This is a genomic window from Rummeliibacillus sp. GQ308, assembly GCF_059759115.1.
This window is the reverse complement of record NZ_JCAXDQ010000003.1, coordinates 86,266-102,587: the sequence shown is the minus strand read 5'-3', so window position 1 is coordinate 102,587 and position 16,322 is coordinate 86,266. Positions and strand designations below refer to the sequence as shown.

At 38.4% G+C, this 16,322-nt stretch carries 15 protein-coding genes; 11 read left to right on the top strand and 4 right to left on the bottom strand.

Going from position 1 to position 16,322, the window contains the following annotated elements:
- Positions 1 to 32: 32 nt before the first annotated feature.
- A complete protein-coding gene (locus tag AC6CHJ_RS12835) occupies positions 33 to 626 on the bottom strand; it encodes a uracil-DNA glycosylase (protein ID WP_498288836.1) in 594 nt (197 codons plus the stop codon).
- 148 nt (positions 627 to 774) lie between these two features.
- On the opposite strand from AC6CHJ_RS12835, the gene AC6CHJ_RS12830 reads away from it, so the two are divergent.
- The 9 genes from AC6CHJ_RS12830 to AC6CHJ_RS12790 all read left to right on the top strand — a co-directional run bounded on the left by AC6CHJ_RS12830 (position 775) and on the right by AC6CHJ_RS12790 (position 11,732).
- A complete protein-coding gene (locus AC6CHJ_RS12830; RefSeq protein WP_498288834.1) occupies positions 775 to 1,536 on the top strand; it encodes a MerR family transcriptional regulator in 762 nt (253 codons plus the stop codon).
- Between the two features lie 259 nt (positions 1,537 to 1,795).
- Entirely contained in the window at positions 1,796 to 3,217 is a 1,422-nt protein-coding gene (locus AC6CHJ_RS12825) for an alanine/glycine:cation symporter family protein (protein WP_498288832.1), read from the top strand.
- Between the two features lie 298 nt (positions 3,218 to 3,515).
- Complete coding sequence (locus AC6CHJ_RS12820; protein WP_498288831.1) at positions 3,516 to 4,484, top strand: sensor domain-containing diguanylate cyclase; 969 nt, start codon at positions 3,516 to 3,518, stop codon at positions 4,482 to 4,484.
- Positions 4,485 to 4,799: 315 nt separating this feature from the next.
- Entirely contained in the window at positions 4,800 to 6,290 is a 1,491-nt protein-coding gene (locus tag AC6CHJ_RS12815) for a malate:quinone oxidoreductase (RefSeq protein ID WP_066789854.1), read from the top strand.
- A 253-nt stretch (positions 6,291 to 6,543) separates the two neighbouring features.
- The gene (locus AC6CHJ_RS12810) at positions 6,544 to 7,518 is read left to right on the top strand and encodes a helical backbone metal receptor (RefSeq protein ID WP_498288829.1); all 975 of its coding nucleotides are present in this window, start codon (positions 6,544 to 6,546) and stop codon (positions 7,516 to 7,518) included.
- 33 nt (positions 7,519 to 7,551) lie between these two features.
- Positions 7,552 to 8,541, top strand: coding sequence for a FecCD family ABC transporter permease (locus AC6CHJ_RS12805; RefSeq protein WP_147197280.1), 990 nt, complete (start codon positions 7,552 to 7,554; stop codon positions 8,539 to 8,541).
- Between the two features lie 2 nt (positions 8,542 to 8,543).
- Positions 8,544 to 9,329 (top strand): ABC transporter ATP-binding protein, encoded by a 786-nt coding sequence (locus AC6CHJ_RS12800; protein WP_498288828.1) that lies wholly within the window; start codon positions 8,544 to 8,546, stop codon positions 9,327 to 9,329.
- Between the two features lie 13 nt (positions 9,330 to 9,342).
- The gene (locus tag AC6CHJ_RS12795) at positions 9,343 to 9,840 is read left to right on the top strand and encodes a HugZ family pyridoxamine 5'-phosphate oxidase (protein WP_249774801.1); all 498 of its coding nucleotides are present in this window, start codon (positions 9,343 to 9,345) and stop codon (positions 9,838 to 9,840) included.
- 197 nt (positions 9,841 to 10,037) lie between these two features.
- The gene (locus tag AC6CHJ_RS12790) at positions 10,038 to 11,732 is read left to right on the top strand and encodes a methyl-accepting chemotaxis protein (RefSeq protein WP_498288827.1); all 1,695 of its coding nucleotides are present in this window, start codon (positions 10,038 to 10,040) and stop codon (positions 11,730 to 11,732) included.
- Between the two features lie 73 nt (positions 11,733 to 11,805).
- Here the strand turns inward: AC6CHJ_RS12790 and AC6CHJ_RS12785 are convergent, their stop codons facing one another.
- Both AC6CHJ_RS12785 and AC6CHJ_RS12780 read right to left on the bottom strand, forming a co-directional pair.
- Positions 11,806 to 12,222: a DUF1284 domain-containing protein gene (locus tag AC6CHJ_RS12785; RefSeq protein WP_498288825.1), complete on the bottom strand. Its 417-nt coding sequence runs from the start codon at positions 12,220 to 12,222 to the stop codon at positions 11,806 to 11,808.
- 52 nt (positions 12,223 to 12,274) lie between these two features.
- On the bottom strand, positions 12,275 to 13,414 hold the full coding sequence (locus tag AC6CHJ_RS12780; protein ID WP_498288824.1) for an FAD-dependent monooxygenase: 1,140 nt from the start codon (positions 13,412 to 13,414) through the stop codon (positions 12,275 to 12,277).
- A 135-nt stretch (positions 13,415 to 13,549) separates the two neighbouring features.
- On the opposite strand from AC6CHJ_RS12780, the gene AC6CHJ_RS12775 reads away from it, so the two are divergent.
- Positions 13,550 to 14,035 (top strand): YehS family protein, encoded by a 486-nt coding sequence (locus tag AC6CHJ_RS12775; protein ID WP_498288822.1) that lies wholly within the window; start codon positions 13,550 to 13,552, stop codon positions 14,033 to 14,035.
- Positions 14,036 to 14,090: 55 nt separating this feature from the next.
- Here the strand turns inward: AC6CHJ_RS12775 and AC6CHJ_RS12770 are convergent, their stop codons facing one another.
- Positions 14,091 to 14,882 carry a TatD family hydrolase gene (locus AC6CHJ_RS12770; protein ID WP_446739112.1) on the bottom strand — a complete coding sequence of 264 codons (792 nt, stop codon included), beginning with the start codon at positions 14,880 to 14,882 and terminating at the stop codon, positions 14,091 to 14,093.
- A gap of 286 nt (positions 14,883 to 15,168) precedes the next feature.
- Between AC6CHJ_RS12770 and AC6CHJ_RS12765 the strand changes: the two genes are divergently transcribed.
- On the top strand, positions 15,169 to 16,176 hold the full coding sequence (locus tag AC6CHJ_RS12765) for a hypothetical protein (RefSeq protein ID WP_446739111.1): 1,008 nt from the start codon (positions 15,169 to 15,171) through the stop codon (positions 16,174 to 16,176).
- Positions 16,177 to 16,322 lie beyond the last annotated feature (146 nt).

Here is a 16,322-nt window from a genome sequence, read left to right as displayed (position 1 = left end):
AATCCCCACCGGAAAAAAATGGTAGGGGATTTTTAAATGGCGATGTTAGTTTTAATGGTCTTTTGAAGAACTTCGAACGTTCTCTGCAACCAATTGAAAGTCCTCCAGAAATTTTGACCATAGATTTGACGTCGTCTTACCGCGAAAGGATGATAGGCGACAGTAGTTAGAAAACCGCGCACATCGTAAAATTTCCCTCGTAATGTTTTCACATCTGCAGCTTCATCATGAAAAAAAGACTGGACTGCCACATTCCCAAGACAAAAGACGAGCTTTGGATTTGTAATAACCAATTGTTGTTGGAGATGTTGGAGACAGATTTCGCGTGTTCTTTCTTTATCATATGCTCGCTTTGGCTTTCTTTTAAGCACATAGGTGACATAGAAATCATCTGCTGACAATCCCGATTCATGTACGGCTCTTTGCAGCGTTTGACGTGTAGTACAAACGTAAGGGCGTTTTTCTCGATCTTCTCGTTCTCCAGGGTTATCCAATAGGATAAGAATGGGGGCATTAGGGTTTCCTTCTCCCCAAATCATACGAGATCCCTGCTGGAAGAGGCCACAGTCCTTGCAGTTTTGCTGGCTTTCCGGTGTTGGATCTTCTGGCCATAAGCAAAAATTCATCGAATCTCCCTCCCTTATGTGTATTTTTGTATTTAAGTTATATTGTGCTCATTTGTTTTAAAAAAATAGCCTTACTTATAGAATTATCCTTGACCCTTACGCAACGGAAAGGCTTATGATTTTTATTAAAGAGAAGGGAGGGTGTGGAATGGAATATAGCGTGAAAGAATTGGCGGAGCTGTCAGGAGTGAGCAGTCGAACACTTCGTTATTATGATGAAATCGGTCTTTTAAAACCGGCGTACTGGAGTGAAGCAGGCTACCGAGTTTATGAAGAAAAGCAAGTGGATTTGCTGCAGCAAATTTTATTTTATCGCGAACTGGGGATTGAACTGAAGGAGATTAAGAGAATCGTATGCGATCCTTCTTACGACCAACTGGAAGCATTAAAGGGCCACTATCGAGAATTAGAGCAAAAGCGCAATCATCTCGATCAATTGCTTAGTACGGTAAGACAAACAATTAGTAGCAGGGAGAGGGGAATAAGAATGAGTGATTCAGATAAATTTGCGGGTTTCAAAGAACAATTAATAGAAGAAAACGAAAAAAACTACGGCAAGGAAGCACGTGAAAAATATGGTGAGGACACCATTGATGAGAGCAATGCAAGATTGAGGGATATGTCGGAAGAGAAATTCGAAAAGATGAAGGCTATTGAAGAGGATATTTTTCAGTTGCTGAAAGAAGCTTACGCGACGGGGAATCCAGCATCAAAGAAAGCACAAGAGCTAGCTGATAAACATAGACAGTGGCTGCTATACTCATGGAAGAGTTATTCAAAAGAAGCGCATGCAGGGCTAGCGGAAATGTATGTTGCAGATGAACGGTTCAAGGCATATTACGAGAAAGCGGTTCAAGGTGGAGCGCAGTTCCTAAAAGAGGCTATTTTAAACTATGTTGCATCAGAATAAGTTTATGTGGGGCGCATTCCTAATGGGAATGCGCTATTTTTCATTCTTTTGTATAAAACTATTTAAATTTAACCATTCCTTTACTTACTAAAGTTATCATTGATATAATTTAAAAGTTATATAAGCATAAGATTCTATCTGAATACGTAAAATCGCTTCATCAGAATGATTTCTTTTTTAATAAAGCGAATAGCACCTGAAGTCTAGCGGGGACGATTCGGACGTACATGCTAAATTCAGTTAATATAGGAGGGGAAACATGGACAACTTAACTAATATCGTAAATAGGACGAATGAGTATCTCTATTCATATGTATTGATTATTTTATTAATCGGGGCAGGTCTCTTTTTTTCGATTCGAATGAAATTTATTCAATTTCGTATGATTCCTGAGATGTTTAGGCTGCTAACAGAAAAAACGCCAACAGACTCATCGGGGAAAAAGGGGATTTCATCCTTCCAGGCCTTCACCATCTCAGCGGCATCCCGGATTGGGACGGGCAATATAGCCGGGGTTGCTACAGCCATTGCCATTGGTGGTCCTGGAGCAGTTTTTTGGATGTGGATGATCGCCCTTATTGGCGGTGCATCAGCTTTAATTGAGAGCACATTAGCACAAGTGTATAAAGTGAAAGACAAAGAAACGGGATTATATCGCGGTGGTCCAGCCTATTATATGGAGAAGGGGCTTAATAAGAGATGGATGGGTGTTCTCTTTGCCATCGTAATTACATTAACATACGGCTTTGTTTTCAATGCGGTACAAGCCAATACGATTACGATTGCGTTTAAGGAAAGCTTTGGAGCAAACCGTTTAGTAGTGGGCATAATCTTGGCTGTGTTAACAGGTATTATCGTCTTTGGCGGTTTGAAACGAATTGTTAGTGTAACACAAGTTATCGTACCTGTTATGGCTATTGCCTATATTGCAGTTGCATTTCTTGTTATTCTGCTAAATATTACTGAACTACCGCATGTATTGCTGTTGATTATCAAATCTGCTTTTGGCTGGGAAGAAGCCTTTGCAGGGATGGTAGGCGCAGCGGTGATGCAGGGAATCAAGCGTGGTTTGTTCTCGAATGAAGCTGGGATGGGTTCTGCGCCTAATGCAGCAGCCACTGCTTCTGTTACGCATCCTGTAAAACAAGGATTAATTCAAACATTGGGCGTATTCATCGATACGATCCTTGTATGTACTTCGACAGCTGCCATCGTTTTACTGAGTGATGCCTATATGCAGAATGATGCAAAGTCTGTAAACCTAACACAACTTTCTTTAGTATCAAACCTAGGCGATTGGGCAGGCATATTCCTGGCTATAGCAGTATTTTTATTTGCTTTTAGTACGGTTATTGGCAACTATTACTATGGTGAAACAAATATTGGGTTTATTAAAGATTCTAAAACAGCTATGTTTATTTTCCGTATTTTAGCGGTTGGCTTTGTGTTATTTGGTTCTTTAGCTAAAGTCGATTTAGTTTGGAATTTGGCGGATCTCTTTATGGCGATGATGGCGATTATCAATTTAATTGCTATTATATTGCTATGGAAGGTTGCAAAACCAGTCATTCGCAACTACCTTGATCAACGGAAACAAGGGAAAAACCCAGTGTTCTATAAAAAAGATGTCCCAGAAGTGGGCGATATTGAATGTTGGGGAGAAGACGAAGAAAATCGTTAAACATTAGAACACATTCCATTAAGGAATGTGTTCTTTTATTTTGTTGAGAAATAAATGATATTATTTTACGATATTTTATAAAAGCGAATTGTTATTTATTGTTAAATTAGTCATTTAGGTATTTATCTTTAAGTAAATAATTGGCGTATAATGTTTACAGACAATATATAAAGGGTAAATGTTAGGTCATATGGCTTAATAATATATATTGAAAGCAGATTATACATATAACTTTTGAATTGATTTTTTAGTAGAGTTTTTGATATCAAGGTCTAAAAAATAGGGGAGGTAATCTTTTGTGATAGGGTGGTTTTCTTTTTTTTCAGGCTTGCTAGGTGGGGGGATTATTAGCTTAATAGTATTGGGAAATAAGATGTTGAAATGGAAAGGTACTTATAATGAAAAGAAAAAAATTAGCCAATTGGTAGAAACGTCAAAAGATATTATTTATTGTTATCAAGTGAAACCGGAGAAGAAATTCCAATATCTTAGCCCTTCGATTAAAACAATTTTGGGAACAAATCCTATGCAAGAAGCTTATAGCAATCCAAACTGGTTGTTTGATATTATTCATCCAGATGATTACAATCTACTCCAAAATAAGATAAATGGAAAAATGGACTACAGCAAACCGATCATTCAACGCTGGAAAAATAGTAAAGGAAAGTATATCTGGCTTGAAGAAAATGCAACACCTATCCATGAAAATGGAGAATTTATTGGAGTTCAAGGTATTGTGCGGAACATTGATGAAAAAATCAAATTGCAGCAGGAGTTGGAATACCAGATTGCCCATGACCCCCTAACCAAAATTTATAATCGGGCCTATTTCCAGAAACAAATGAAAAAGTATAATGAACAAAAAAATGTTCCAGTGGCTATTTTGTTATGTGATCTAGATGGTTTAAAGTATATGAACGACCATTTTGGCCATGAGCAAGGCGATTCTTTTATCATTGCATCAGCAAAACTTCTAAATTACTATTCCACTAGTGAAATCATTGTAGCCCGCATTGGCGGCGACGAATTTTCAATTATTATGGTAAACGCAACAAAGGAGAGTGCGCAAAAGCTTTATAGTGACCTGCATAGAGACATTGAACAGTACAATGAAAATAATGTTAGTGTAAAAATCAGTATGTCTATCGGCCTTTCCTTTGCCGAGAATTCGTATGGACAAATGGAACATCTTTTAGGACTGGCGGATCAGCACATGTACAAGAATAAAAAGCAAAAAAAAAGAAAACGCCTATTGGTGGAGTGTTGAGTTGCATCAATCTAACCGTGTTAGCAGTATAAAGACAACAGTTTTTCTAGCGGAGGAGACAATTGTTTTTGCTGTATTAACACGATATTTTCAATCTTTTTGTACAATATTGCTACTTATTGTTTATAGATAGCTTACCGATATGATATTTAGTTTTGGAGGCATTTTCATGAATAACTTATTATGATACACTAAGGATAGAAAAAACTGATACAGAAAAGGTGTTTGATCAGGTTGCGCCTTGGTTTTATTGTGGTTTCTAAGAGGGAGCGCCTACATCCTTTCTGCAAATCTTAGGGTATAAGGAAGGTAAAAATGAGTAACAGACAAACTACTACAGATGTTATCTTAATTGGTGCCGGAATCATGAGTGCAACTTTAGGAACATTCCTAAAAGAGTTAGCGCCAGACTGGAAAATTAAAGTATATGAAAAGCTTGATAAATCAGGGGAAGAAAGTTCAAACGAATGGAACAATGCAGGTACAGGACACTCTGCTCTTTGTGAACTGAATTACACGCCTGAAAAAGCGGATGGTTCAATCGATATTACGAAAGCAATCCATGTAAATGAACAGTTCCAATTATCAAGACAATTTTGGTCATTCCTTGTAAACAATAATCTTATCAGCAATCCTCAAGAATTTATTATGCCACTGCCACATATGAGTTTAGTGCAAGGCGAAAAAAATGTTGAATTTCTAAAGAAACGTTTTAAAGCGCTTTCTGAACATCCATTATTCCAAGGTATGGAGTTTTCAGATGATGCAGAGAAGCTAAAAGAGTGGATTCCAGTCATCATGAATGAGCGCGCATCTAGCGAACCGATTGCGGCTACAAAAATTGACTCTGGAACAGATGTAAACTTCGGTGCTTTAACTCGTATCCTTATTGAACAATTACAAGGACAAGGTGTAGAAGTAAACTATAAACATACGGTTGATACCATTAAACGTACAAGCGATGGTTTATGGGAAGTTAAAGTGCATAGCGAAGATGGCAAAATCGAATATCAAACAGCGAAATTCATCTTCATCGGTGCAGGCGGCGGCAGCTTGCCATTACTACAAAAAACCGGTATTCCTGAAAGCAAGCATGTAGGCGGATTCCCTGTTAGCGGATTATTCTTGGTATGTAATAACCCTGACATCGTGGAACAACACCATGCGAAAGTGTATGGTAAGGCAGCAGTAGGTGCTCCTCCTATGTCAGTTCCACATTTAGATACACGCTATATCGACAACAAAAAGTCTTTATTATTCGGACCGTTTGCAGGATTCTCTCCAAAATTCCTAAAAACAGGTTCAAATATGGACTTAATTGGTTCTGTCAAACCAAATAATGTATTCACTATGTTAGCAGCAGGGGCAAAAAACCTTTCACTAACAAAATATCTTGTTGAACAATTAATGCTTTCTAAAGAACAACGCATTGAAGAATTGCGAGACTTTGTTCCAAATGCGAAAAGCGAAGACTGGGATATTGTCGTAGCTGGTCAACGTGTTCAAGTCATCAAAGATACTGAAAAAGGCGGCAAAGGTACATTACAATTCGGTACTGAAGTTATCACGGCTGAAGACGGTTCTGTTGCAGCATTATTAGGTGCATCTCCAGGTGCTTCTACTGCTGTTCACGTAATGTTAGAAATCATTGATAAATGTTTCCCAGAACAAAAGAAAGAATGGGAACCAAAAATCAAAGAAATGATTCCTTCTTACGGTATCAAACTAGGGGAAAACCCAGAGTTGTTCAACAAAATCTTTGCTGACACAACAAAAGCTCTTCGTTTAGATGCAGAGAACAACTAGGTTTTATCATTTAGAATAATAGATTTATAGAAAAGCTTCTCACTTAGGTGAGGAGCTTTTTTTATTTATCACATTCTTTTGCTTACACCATCGATAGTTTAACTTGTTTTTTAATAACTCGTATTTTTGGTGTTAGGTCTTAATGACCGAAATGAGAATTTACGTTGACAATTGAGAATGAGAATTGTTATCATTTTAAATGAAATTGAAAATCATTATCATTTAAAATACAATCTAGCGGAGGGAAAGCAGTTTGAGAAAAGTAATCATACCTATGATGGCGGCTGTCACACTATTAACAGCAGCATGCCAGGCAGATTCAACGAATGAGAAGACAAAAGAAAGTAGTGAGCAAAAAGTAGAAGTAAAGAAAACGGCTGTCAAAGCAAAAGAAAGTATTCAACCACAAGATGGTGTAAATGAGAAAGTGCTGAAGGAAACTTTGAGTAAATTGCCGGCTGAAGTTCCTGAAAAAGTAATTACAACTTCCGTTCCTATTGCAGAAATGCTACATCTGCTAGGTATTACACCAGTTGGAGTACCGCAATCAACAAATCCACTTCCAAAAGATTTTGAAAGTATTAAAAAGATAGGTTCGCCTATGCAGCCTGATCTAGAAGTCATCTCTAGTTTGAAGCCAGATTTAATTCTTGGCTCGGATTCGTTACAAAGTACGCTAGATAAAAGTTTGAATGGAATGGATTTAAAGGCTGCATATTTACCAATTGAATCATTAGATGACTTAAAAGTAAGCTTTAAAACATTGGGGACTTATTTTGATAAAAAAGATGAAATGAATAAAGTGTTGAATAATATTTCAGCAAAAGAAAGTGAATTATCTAATGTAGCAAAAGGAAAGGATAAGCCGAGCGTTATGCTCATGATTGGCACTTCTGATTCCTTTATGGTAATGAGTGAAGAATCATATCTAGGAAGTCTGGTGAAGAAAACTGGTGCAGATAATATTGCCTCATCCGTCTTTCATGTGAAAGATACCTATTCGCCCATCAACATGGAAAAAGTAGCAGCAGCAGACCCTGATGTCATTTTAGTTTTAGCATCTGGGGATCATGGGGCTCCGAAAGATATGTTTAAAAAGGAAGCAGCAAATAATAAAGTTTGGAAAAATTTAAGTGCCTTTAAAAATGACAAGGTTCATATGCTGGATTACAGCACATTCGGGGTTACATCCATTGACCATGTTGGGAAGGCCTTAACAGATGTCTAAAAATACTTATATCGATAAGAAAGAGGATTAGTAGTGAAAAGAAATACAAAAAGCTGGAATATCATTCTTTTTACATATGTACTTGTTGCTGTCGCAGCCATTCTTTCCATTGGAATAGGGAGTGTATATGTACCTGTGCCAGCTATTTTAAAAACAATATTCGGCTCCCATCCAGAAGCAGTAAACGAAACTATCATTATGGATATCAGATTGCCTCGTGTATTGCTGGCATTGATAATCGGTGCAAATATAGCCATCTCAGGTGCGTTGCTGCAAGCGGTTATGGGAAACCCTCTTGCTGATCCGGGGTTAACTGGCGTTACGAGTGGTGCATCTGCAGCAGTCTTGGTCATTATGTTGATTTTGCCGCAATATACAAACCTAATACCAGTAGCTGCTTTCGCTGGCGGAATATTCGCTGCCTCCATTGTTTACGCATTAGCATGGAAAAAATCCGGAATATCTCCTATTACCATTATCTTATCGGGTGTAGCTGTGAACGCACTATGTGGAGGGATAGTAGGATTTATGTCTATTTTGTATAGTGATAGATTACCGTCAGCCATTCAATGGTTGAACGGTAGTTTGGCAGCAAAAGGGAGCAATGCTTTATTCATGATACTTCCTTACGCGCTGGTTGGCTGGATTCTATCTATCTTTGCTGTCAGAAAGGCTAACATCATTCGGCTTGGCGATCAGGTGGCGGCTAATCTCGGGGATAATGTACATCGCACTCGAATATGGCTTTCCTTGCTAGCAGTTTTCTTGGCCGCAATTTCTGTAGCTGCTGTTGGCATGATTGGTTTCGTAGGGCTTATTGTTCCGCATATGGCGAGATTGATAGTAGGGTCTGATTATAAAGTTTTGTTGCCGATGAGTACAGCGCTTGGTGCACTGGTATTGCTTGTAGCAGATACGGGAGGGAGAACGTTATTCGCACCGCTTGATATACCAGCAGGCATCCTAATGGCTGTCATCGGCGGACCCTATTTCCTATATTTAATGAGAAAGCGGGCGTTTTAACAATGCTAACACTTGATTCCATATCGATTCGATATGAAAGGAAAGAGGTTGTTCACAATGTCTCTTTCTTTGTAAAACAAGGGGAGGTTGTCTCCATTATTGGCCCGAATGGCTCAGGGAAATCGACCATATTAAAAGCCATCACAGGTTTCATTTCTTCCCATACTGGCACTATCACTTTTGAACAGAAGGAAATTCAACAATATACAACTAAGCAAATCGCTCAAAATATTTGTATGCTTAGCCAAAAGAATCAAGCTCCAAATGACATGTTAGTGAAGGATTTGGTGGCTTATGGAAGATATCCTCACAAAAAGTGGTTTGAACGATTGAATCATGAAGATCAGGATATTGTTCATTGGTCGCTTGAAAAAACACATTTAGCAGACTATAAGGATCAAATGCTAGCATCCTTATCTGGAGGAGAAGCACAAAGGGCATGGATAGCAATGGCTCTTGCGCAGCGCCCGAAACTTTTGCTGCTAGACGAACCCACTACATACTTAGATATAGCACATCAGCATGAAGTTCTAGAATTAGTAAGAGAACTGAATGAAGACATGGGCATTACAGTCATGATGGTCTTACATGATCTAAATCAGGCATCACGTTATAGTAATCACCTTATCGTCGTACAGAATGGGCGCAAGATAATGGAAGGAACGCCGAATCAAGTGATGACATCAGATATGCTACGTGATGTCTATAATATGGAAGCGGAAGTAGTCTCTATGTCAAAAGAAGATGCGCCACGCATTCATTTATTGAATACAATCAGGCAAAAATGAAAGGATGAATAAAGTGACAAAAACAATTGATTTAGAGAAACATAAAAATAATTATCTTCAGTTTATGAAATCACGCAAAAATGTAATGCTCTGTATGATGGATGAGGTCGGGAAGCCATTTAGTAGCTATGCTCCTTTTGTTATGGTTGACGGCAAATTCTATATTTATATTAGTAAAATTGCAGAACATTATCGCTTGCTTGAACGTAATTCTGTGATTGATGCCATGTTTATTGCAGATGAGGCAATGACGCCCAATAAATTTGCTACAGAAAGAGCTCGTTTTGAATGTAATCCTAAGAATATGGGGAACGAACAGCATGAGGATATATTTGCTCTTTTTAACGAAGACCATGGACAAAATTTAATGGATGTACTTCGAGGGTTAGACTTTTCTCTATTTGAGCTAACACCTCAAAAGGGCAGGTATGTAGTAGGCTTTGGAATGGCCTTTGACTTAGATATTAATGGAGAATCATTTGTACATGTAGTAGTAGATAAAAAGCAATAGCCTTGCCGTTTCAAGCATATTGTTGTAAACGGCAGTAACCCTATAAGTTGCCAAAAAGCTCAAGCCACCCCCTCGGTTTGAGTTTTTTTATATGGTTAAATATATTTGTCGATTTATGTTTGAATTTATAAAGCTTTAGCCCTTTTCTACCGATATAATAGTAGTTGACTCTTTGGGAAAGGATTATGGTGCTAAATTTGAACAGATTATTTCAGTTAAATAGTATTAGAAAGAAAATTGTATTTGGCTTTTCAATTGTGATAGCCCTTGTTGTAATATTGGGTGTATTTAATATTCTTGCCATCCAAGCACTCAATAAAAATACGAATGATATGGTTAAGAAGGAAATTCCCTTGTTAAAACTTGATGAGCAAATGGCTTTAAATATGTCTGAAAGAACTTCATTAATCCGAGGGTATATTTTGTATGGAGATGCAAGCTTAAAGGATGAGTTCAAGAACCAAATAGATGAAAGTATCGCACTTGAGAATAAATTGCTGAAGTTAAGCAACTCTACACAAGTCAAATCCTTAATTGATAAAAAGGTGACGTGGGGAGAACAAATAAATCGTGTGATTGAAGAGTATGATAACGGCAATAAAGAAGAAGCAAAGAGAATCATGGCGACAGAAGTAAAGCCGCTTGAAAAAGAAATAATGGATGGCTTTAAACAATTATCAAAGGATAGAGAAGAGAAGATAGCCAAAAATGGAGAAGAATTCGCTTCATACGGAACATCCTCACTTATATTTATATTAATCCTTACGGCTGTTGCGGCTATTGCTGCAGTGTTAATTGAAATTAAAACCGTACACGTTATTTCCCGTCCTATCATTGGTTTAGTAGCTAGAGTGAAAGAAATGGCTAAGGGTGATTTAAGCCAAGAAAAAATAGAACCTACATCGAATGATGAAATTGGAGAACTAATCCTGGCGACGAATGAGATGAACGAAAATACAAGACTAGTCTTGGAAAAAATCAACTCATTATCTAATGTTGTGGCAAGTAGAAGCGAAGAATTAACACAGTCTTCGATGGAAGTCAGAACGGGTACTGAACAGATTGCCACAACTATGCAAGAGCTTGCTTCTGGTGCTGAAACGCAAGCAGATAGTGCGAGCAACTTAGCTATGATTATGGGATCTTTCGCTGAAAAGGTAGAAGAAACAAATGAAAATGGTAGTCTCATTCAACAAAACTCTGAAAAAGTACTTTCATTAACAGAGCAAGGGACTTCACTAATGACCTCAACTACTGAGCAAATGGCTAAGATTGACCAACTGGTAAAAGATGCGGTAATGAAAGTCCAAAGCTTAGATCATCGTTCACAGGAAATTACTACTTTAATATCTGTTATTAAAGATGTAGCAGACCAAACGAACCTACTTGCCCTAAACGCGGCGATTGAAGCGGCAAGGGCAGGGGAACATGGTAAAGGTTTCGCTGTTGTTGCAGAAGAAGTAAGAAAACTGGCAGAACAAGTAGCACTTTCAGTAAATGATATAACAGGCATAATTACAGCAATCCAAAGTGAATCAGGCAGTGCGGTATCATCCTTGCAAGCAGGATATACAGAAGTAGAACAAGGAACAATTCAAATAGAAAATACAGGTATGACATTCAATGAAATCAATGGTGCAGTCACTGAAATGGGACAAAACATCCGTACGGTGTCAGGGAACTTGTCAGAAATTAAACGCCACACACTTTCAATGAATGCATCTATTGATGAGGTCGCTTCTGTTGCTGAGGAAGCAGCCGCAGGAGTAGAACAAACAGCAGCTTCCGCACAGCAAGCTAGTAGTTCAATGGAAGAAGTAGCCGACAGTTCAAAACATCTTGCAACATTAGTAGATGAACTGAATGAATTGGTTAGCCGCTTCAAGATTTAATAAAGAAGAAAAGGAAGGCGCTGTTATAAGCTCCTTCCTTTTTGATTTGATTTTTATTATCGCTATCTCTTACTTATTTTACTTCCACTAGACCTTTTCCTTCATGAATGTATTGAACCCCTTCTTCACACACGCCAAGAGAACGCCAAGAACAGGTTGCACAGACGGTTCCAATATCGAGCGGAACTACATTCTTTTTAACACGTGCTTCAATGTCGGACCACGAAATAGATTGTCCATATTGAAGGCCGAGTTTATCTAAAATAGCTTGATCCATTTTATAAATATCTTGGTCTTGGCAATGATATTCCCCGGATTCTGGAAATTTATCACACAGATGGTCAGGGCCTTTGACAACTTGAATTAAAGTGCTTGGCTCTTTTCTTAATGTTTGATGGAGCTTAGTCATATTTTCCACGTATTCCTCTGAATACCCCATTCCTCTATAGCCAAGAAGGCAAAAGAGGTGATGGCCGCGTAGCTTGTACATCGTCGTTTCCTCCTAAAGTGTTCGTTAACCTATTATAACAAATGGTTAACAATTAGCCATTTAATTTCCGTTGAAATAGAAATTTGAGACGCCAGTTTAAGAGAGCTGAAGGAATGAAGGGTAAGACTGCATTTCGTCCATTAGCCAGCAGTGGATTTGACCACTGGGAGGCCCAGCCGATTTGGCGGGAAACTTGAATGACTTTTTTTGTATGATCTACACGTTCCTCTTCATATTCTTGGAGAGCATCTTCCAAATCGAAGTGACGTAACGCATTCGCGAGTGTTACGGCATCTTCAATTGCTTGTCCTGCTCCTTGGCCCATATTAGGAGTTGTCGCATGTGCTGCATCACCTAACAAGACTACTCGGTCAAATACAAATCTCGAGATAGGTTTAAGATCATAAATATCATGATGAAGGAAATGCGCATCTTTTGTTTGTTGAATCATTTCAGCAACGTTTGGCGGGAACCTTCTGAAATGATAGGAGACTTCACGCTGAGTCAAAGTGGCAAAAAAGTGACTTTTTTCTGCTGCTTTCATGCATGCAAACCAGTATAGCTGGTTGCCATTCATCGGGGCGAATCCGACTCTGCCTTCAGAACCCCAAATCTCATAGGATGTTTGCTCATCAATTAATCCATTGTTCTCTGTAATGCCGCGCCAACATGTATAACCAGCATAGCGAGGAACACTATTAGGAATGTAGCTTTTTCGGATGAGGGAATGAATACCATCTGCTGCAATAAGAAGATCTGCCTCAACTTTTTCGCCATCATCAAATGTGGCGGTGACTTGATGGTCATCTTGTTCTACCTGCACTAACCGTTTGTTGAATGAAATCCATTCCTTAGGGATATGGTGATAAAGGATTTCATGTAGCTTTCCTCTATGAATCGTAATATTTTCTTGCCCATATTTATTTTTAATTTTTTTAAAATCAATCGAGTTCAATATTTTACCGTCTTTATTAAGAAATAGCTGGGTAGTGAGCGGTGTACCATATGCGAGTACATCTTCACCAATACCAAGCCCCATCAATGCTTCTAGTGCATTGGAGCCAATACCAATACCTGTACCTAACGGCTTGAAATCGGCCGCTTTCTCATAAAGATGTACCTCTGCCAGCTTTGAAAGAGCGAGGGCTGCTGTAAAGCCACCAATACCACCACCGATAATAATAATCTTCATGTAGCTCCCTCCCTTGTTTTTGTATGTTAATATATGACATATTATAGCACGAGATAGAAGTACTGCATGACTTGGTTGTTTCAAATGGTAATATGCCTTAAGATAAAAGAATGATAAGAAGTGAGGAGTTTTTAAATGGAAAATAACGATATCCTGATTAGGCTTCGATATGCCTTGGATCTTAAAAATCAAGAAATGAAAGAGATTTTTAAATTGGGAGGCAAAGAATTTACACAAGAGGAGATTCTTAAGATTCTTACAAAGACTTCCGAAGAGGAAACAGATGATAGCCAATTGAAAGTAAATGATAAAATGATGGCATTCTTTCTAAATGGCCTTGTGACATTCAAAAGAGGCAAACAAGATTTAAAACCGGGACAAGCGCCAGAAGCTCCCCAAGTAAAAGAACATGTCAATAATATGCTATTGAAAAAAGTAAAGGTTGCTTTACAGCTGACGACTGAAGATATGCTCGACATTTTAGATGAAGGCGGAATTGCTGTGTCAAAAGGCGAACTTGGGGCCATACTACGGAAAGCAGGACATCGTAATTATAAAGAGTGCGGCGACAATTTCGCGCGGAAGTTCTTAAAGGGCTTAACGATTAGATTAAGAGGGTAACAAGCAAAAAGCGTCTAATGACGCTTTTTGTTTTGCACAGATATTTACATTCAAATTATGGAAGACGGAAAAAACGTCTCGTATTTTCTGTGGCTTGCTGAGCAAGTTTTTCAACAGATACGCCCCTATATTTAGCAACTTCCGATACAATATGCGGAAGGAAGGCTGGTTCATTTCTGCCGTTTTTAGGTTTTGGCGTCAGTGTCCGAGGTGTCAGATATGGTGCGTCTGTTTCCACCATTAAGCGATGTAGTGGAATGAATTTTACTGCCTCCTGCAACTCTTTCCCACGCCTCTCATCGCAAATCCAACCTGTTATACCAATATGGAAGCCCAACTCTACATATTGCTGCACTTCTTCAGCGCTCCCTGTAAAACAATGAACAACAGAACGGTTAATCAAGTCTTGGTGGTTGTCCATTATTTCTAAAAACCGCTGATGAGCATCCCTTACATGAAGAAAGAGAGGCAAGTCCATTTCCCGTGCAAGGTTTAATTGGGCAATAAAGCAGTCCTCCTGTATATCTTGAGGTGAGTACATACGATTGAAATCAAGACCGCATTCACCGATAGCCACCACTTCTTGATGGTTAGCCAATCCACGTAACTGTTCTATTGACTGTCCATTAAATTCAGAAGCATCGTGTGGATGGATGCCCGCTGTGGAAAAAAGAGTGTTAGGGAATTCTTTTGCCAATCGAAGGCTTTTTTGGCTTCCTTTTATGCTTGAACCAGTCAGAATCATATGAGTGACTCCACTTGAGACCGCACGTTCTACGACTTCTTGTGTATCCTTTGAAAAACGCTTGTCCGCAAGATTAAGCCCAATATCTATTAATGAGTCCATGTTATCCCTCCTAAAAGCTTAACTCTATTTTACCCTAGATGATAAGGGATGTTTAATCGTTTACTCTGCTTTGTTTCGATTACACTAACCTGTTTCCATGGCGAAAGACTTGTATAAATCACATACAAACTAACAGTACAAACTTGCCATACATAGGGTAAAAGATTTTAATTAAACAAAAACATATAGTTAAATGGAATTGTTTTATGTAAAAACAATATCAAAAAATCCTGTATATTGCTAAAATGGTATAATAAAAGGAAGATATTGGAGGAGGGTTCATTTTATGAAAAAGATAGCATTAGCAGCAGTCACAACATTAATGTTACTATCAACGGTCGGAACAACTGAGACCACAACCGTATCAGCCGCCGCTACTGGACAATCAAAAGATGGCATACTCGTACAAGCTTCTACTACTGCGACGTACAAACCACTAGCTGCAGGGGAAGTCGCAAAGGGAACATTTGATGACAAAGGCTTTGCATATTACGCTATCAAAGTCGATCAAATAGAAGGAAACTATTACTTTGTTGGAAATCATGAAGTGTCAACTCTAGCTTTTTGGATGAGTGACACAAAAGGAACAATCAATGATGGCGATGAAGAAGTCGCAAGAAAGTTACGCTATCTTGAAAAAGGTGTTTATTATGTGGCAGTAAAAGGGAAACCAAATGCACCATACCGCTTCAAACTATACCAACGAACATATAACTATACGACAATGAAAGTACTTCCTCCTGGCCCAAATGCTTTAAGTACGCCTAGGGTGAAATTACCGTATTACCAATATTCAACCCCGTCCGTTGACATCAACCTAACAACTGATGAACATATTATGTTATATGGGGTATCAAACGAAGATTCATTTAAAAGAACGATTGAAAATATAGTGTTGACGAATAAAAAAACAGGTAAAACATATCCTGTCGTTCATATTTCGACAACACACTTCTCATCAAATGCGCCAAACGGCAAGTATTCATTGTCGATTATACCTACGCAAAAAGGTGTTCCAGGACATGCAGGGATTCGCTACGAAACGACACCTCATCTAAAAATTAATAAACCGAATCAAGAAAGTCGCTTTTATACACTGAACGTCAAAAAAGATACAAAGTTTAAATTTGAGTTAACGGGTTTTGGAAAAATGCTATTATACGATCACAACCATCACCTAGTGAAAAAAGCAACTATCGCAGAAGGAACTGATAAACGGGAGTTTGTCTATACCGTGAAAAAAGGCCGTTATAGCCTCAAAGCTCCTTTGACTATTAAAGTTACACCAAAATAAAAGGTATTCGCTAATTAAATCAGTAGAAAAGGAGAATCTTGTATAAAGATTCTCCTTTTTTATGTTTAACTTTAAAAGAAGAAGAATGGACTGTGCTGCGTGGGTGCTGTACAAGTACACAGATTGAATACACTCTGAATTGGCTT

What these genes read in the sequence shown, in the direction of transcription:
- AC6CHJ_RS12835 (WP_498288836.1), bottom strand. Translation starts at nt 626, where the DNA reads ATGAATTTTTGCTTATGGCCAGAAGATCCAACACCGGAAAGCCAGCAA.
- AC6CHJ_RS12830 (WP_498288834.1), top strand. Translation starts at nt 775, where the DNA reads ATGGAATATAGCGTGAAAGAATTGGCGGAGCTGTCAGGAGTGAGCAGT.
- AC6CHJ_RS12825 (WP_498288832.1), top strand. Translation starts at nt 1,796, where the DNA reads ATGGACAACTTAACTAATATCGTAAATAGGACGAATGAGTATCTCTAT.
- AC6CHJ_RS12815 (WP_066789854.1), top strand. Translation starts at nt 4,800, where the DNA reads ATGAGTAACAGACAAACTACTACAGATGTTATCTTAATTGGTGCCGGA.
- AC6CHJ_RS12800 (WP_498288828.1), top strand. Translation starts at nt 8,544, where the DNA reads ATGCTAACACTTGATTCCATATCGATTCGATATGAAAGGAAAGAGGTT.
- AC6CHJ_RS12785 (WP_498288825.1), bottom strand. Translation starts at nt 12,222, where the DNA reads ATGTACAAGCTACGCGGCCATCACCTCTTTTGCCTTCTTGGCTATAGA.
- AC6CHJ_RS12780 (WP_498288824.1), bottom strand. Translation starts at nt 13,414, where the DNA reads ATGAAGATTATTATTATCGGTGGTGGTATTGGTGGCTTTACAGCAGCC.
- AC6CHJ_RS12775 (WP_498288822.1), top strand. Translation starts at nt 13,550, where the DNA reads ATGGAAAATAACGATATCCTGATTAGGCTTCGATATGCCTTGGATCTT.
- AC6CHJ_RS12770 (WP_446739112.1), bottom strand. Translation starts at nt 14,882, where the DNA reads ATGGACTCATTAATAGATATTGGGCTTAATCTTGCGGACAAGCGTTTT.
- AC6CHJ_RS12765 (WP_446739111.1), top strand. Translation starts at nt 15,169, where the DNA reads ATGAAAAAGATAGCATTAGCAGCAGTCACAACATTAATGTTACTATCA.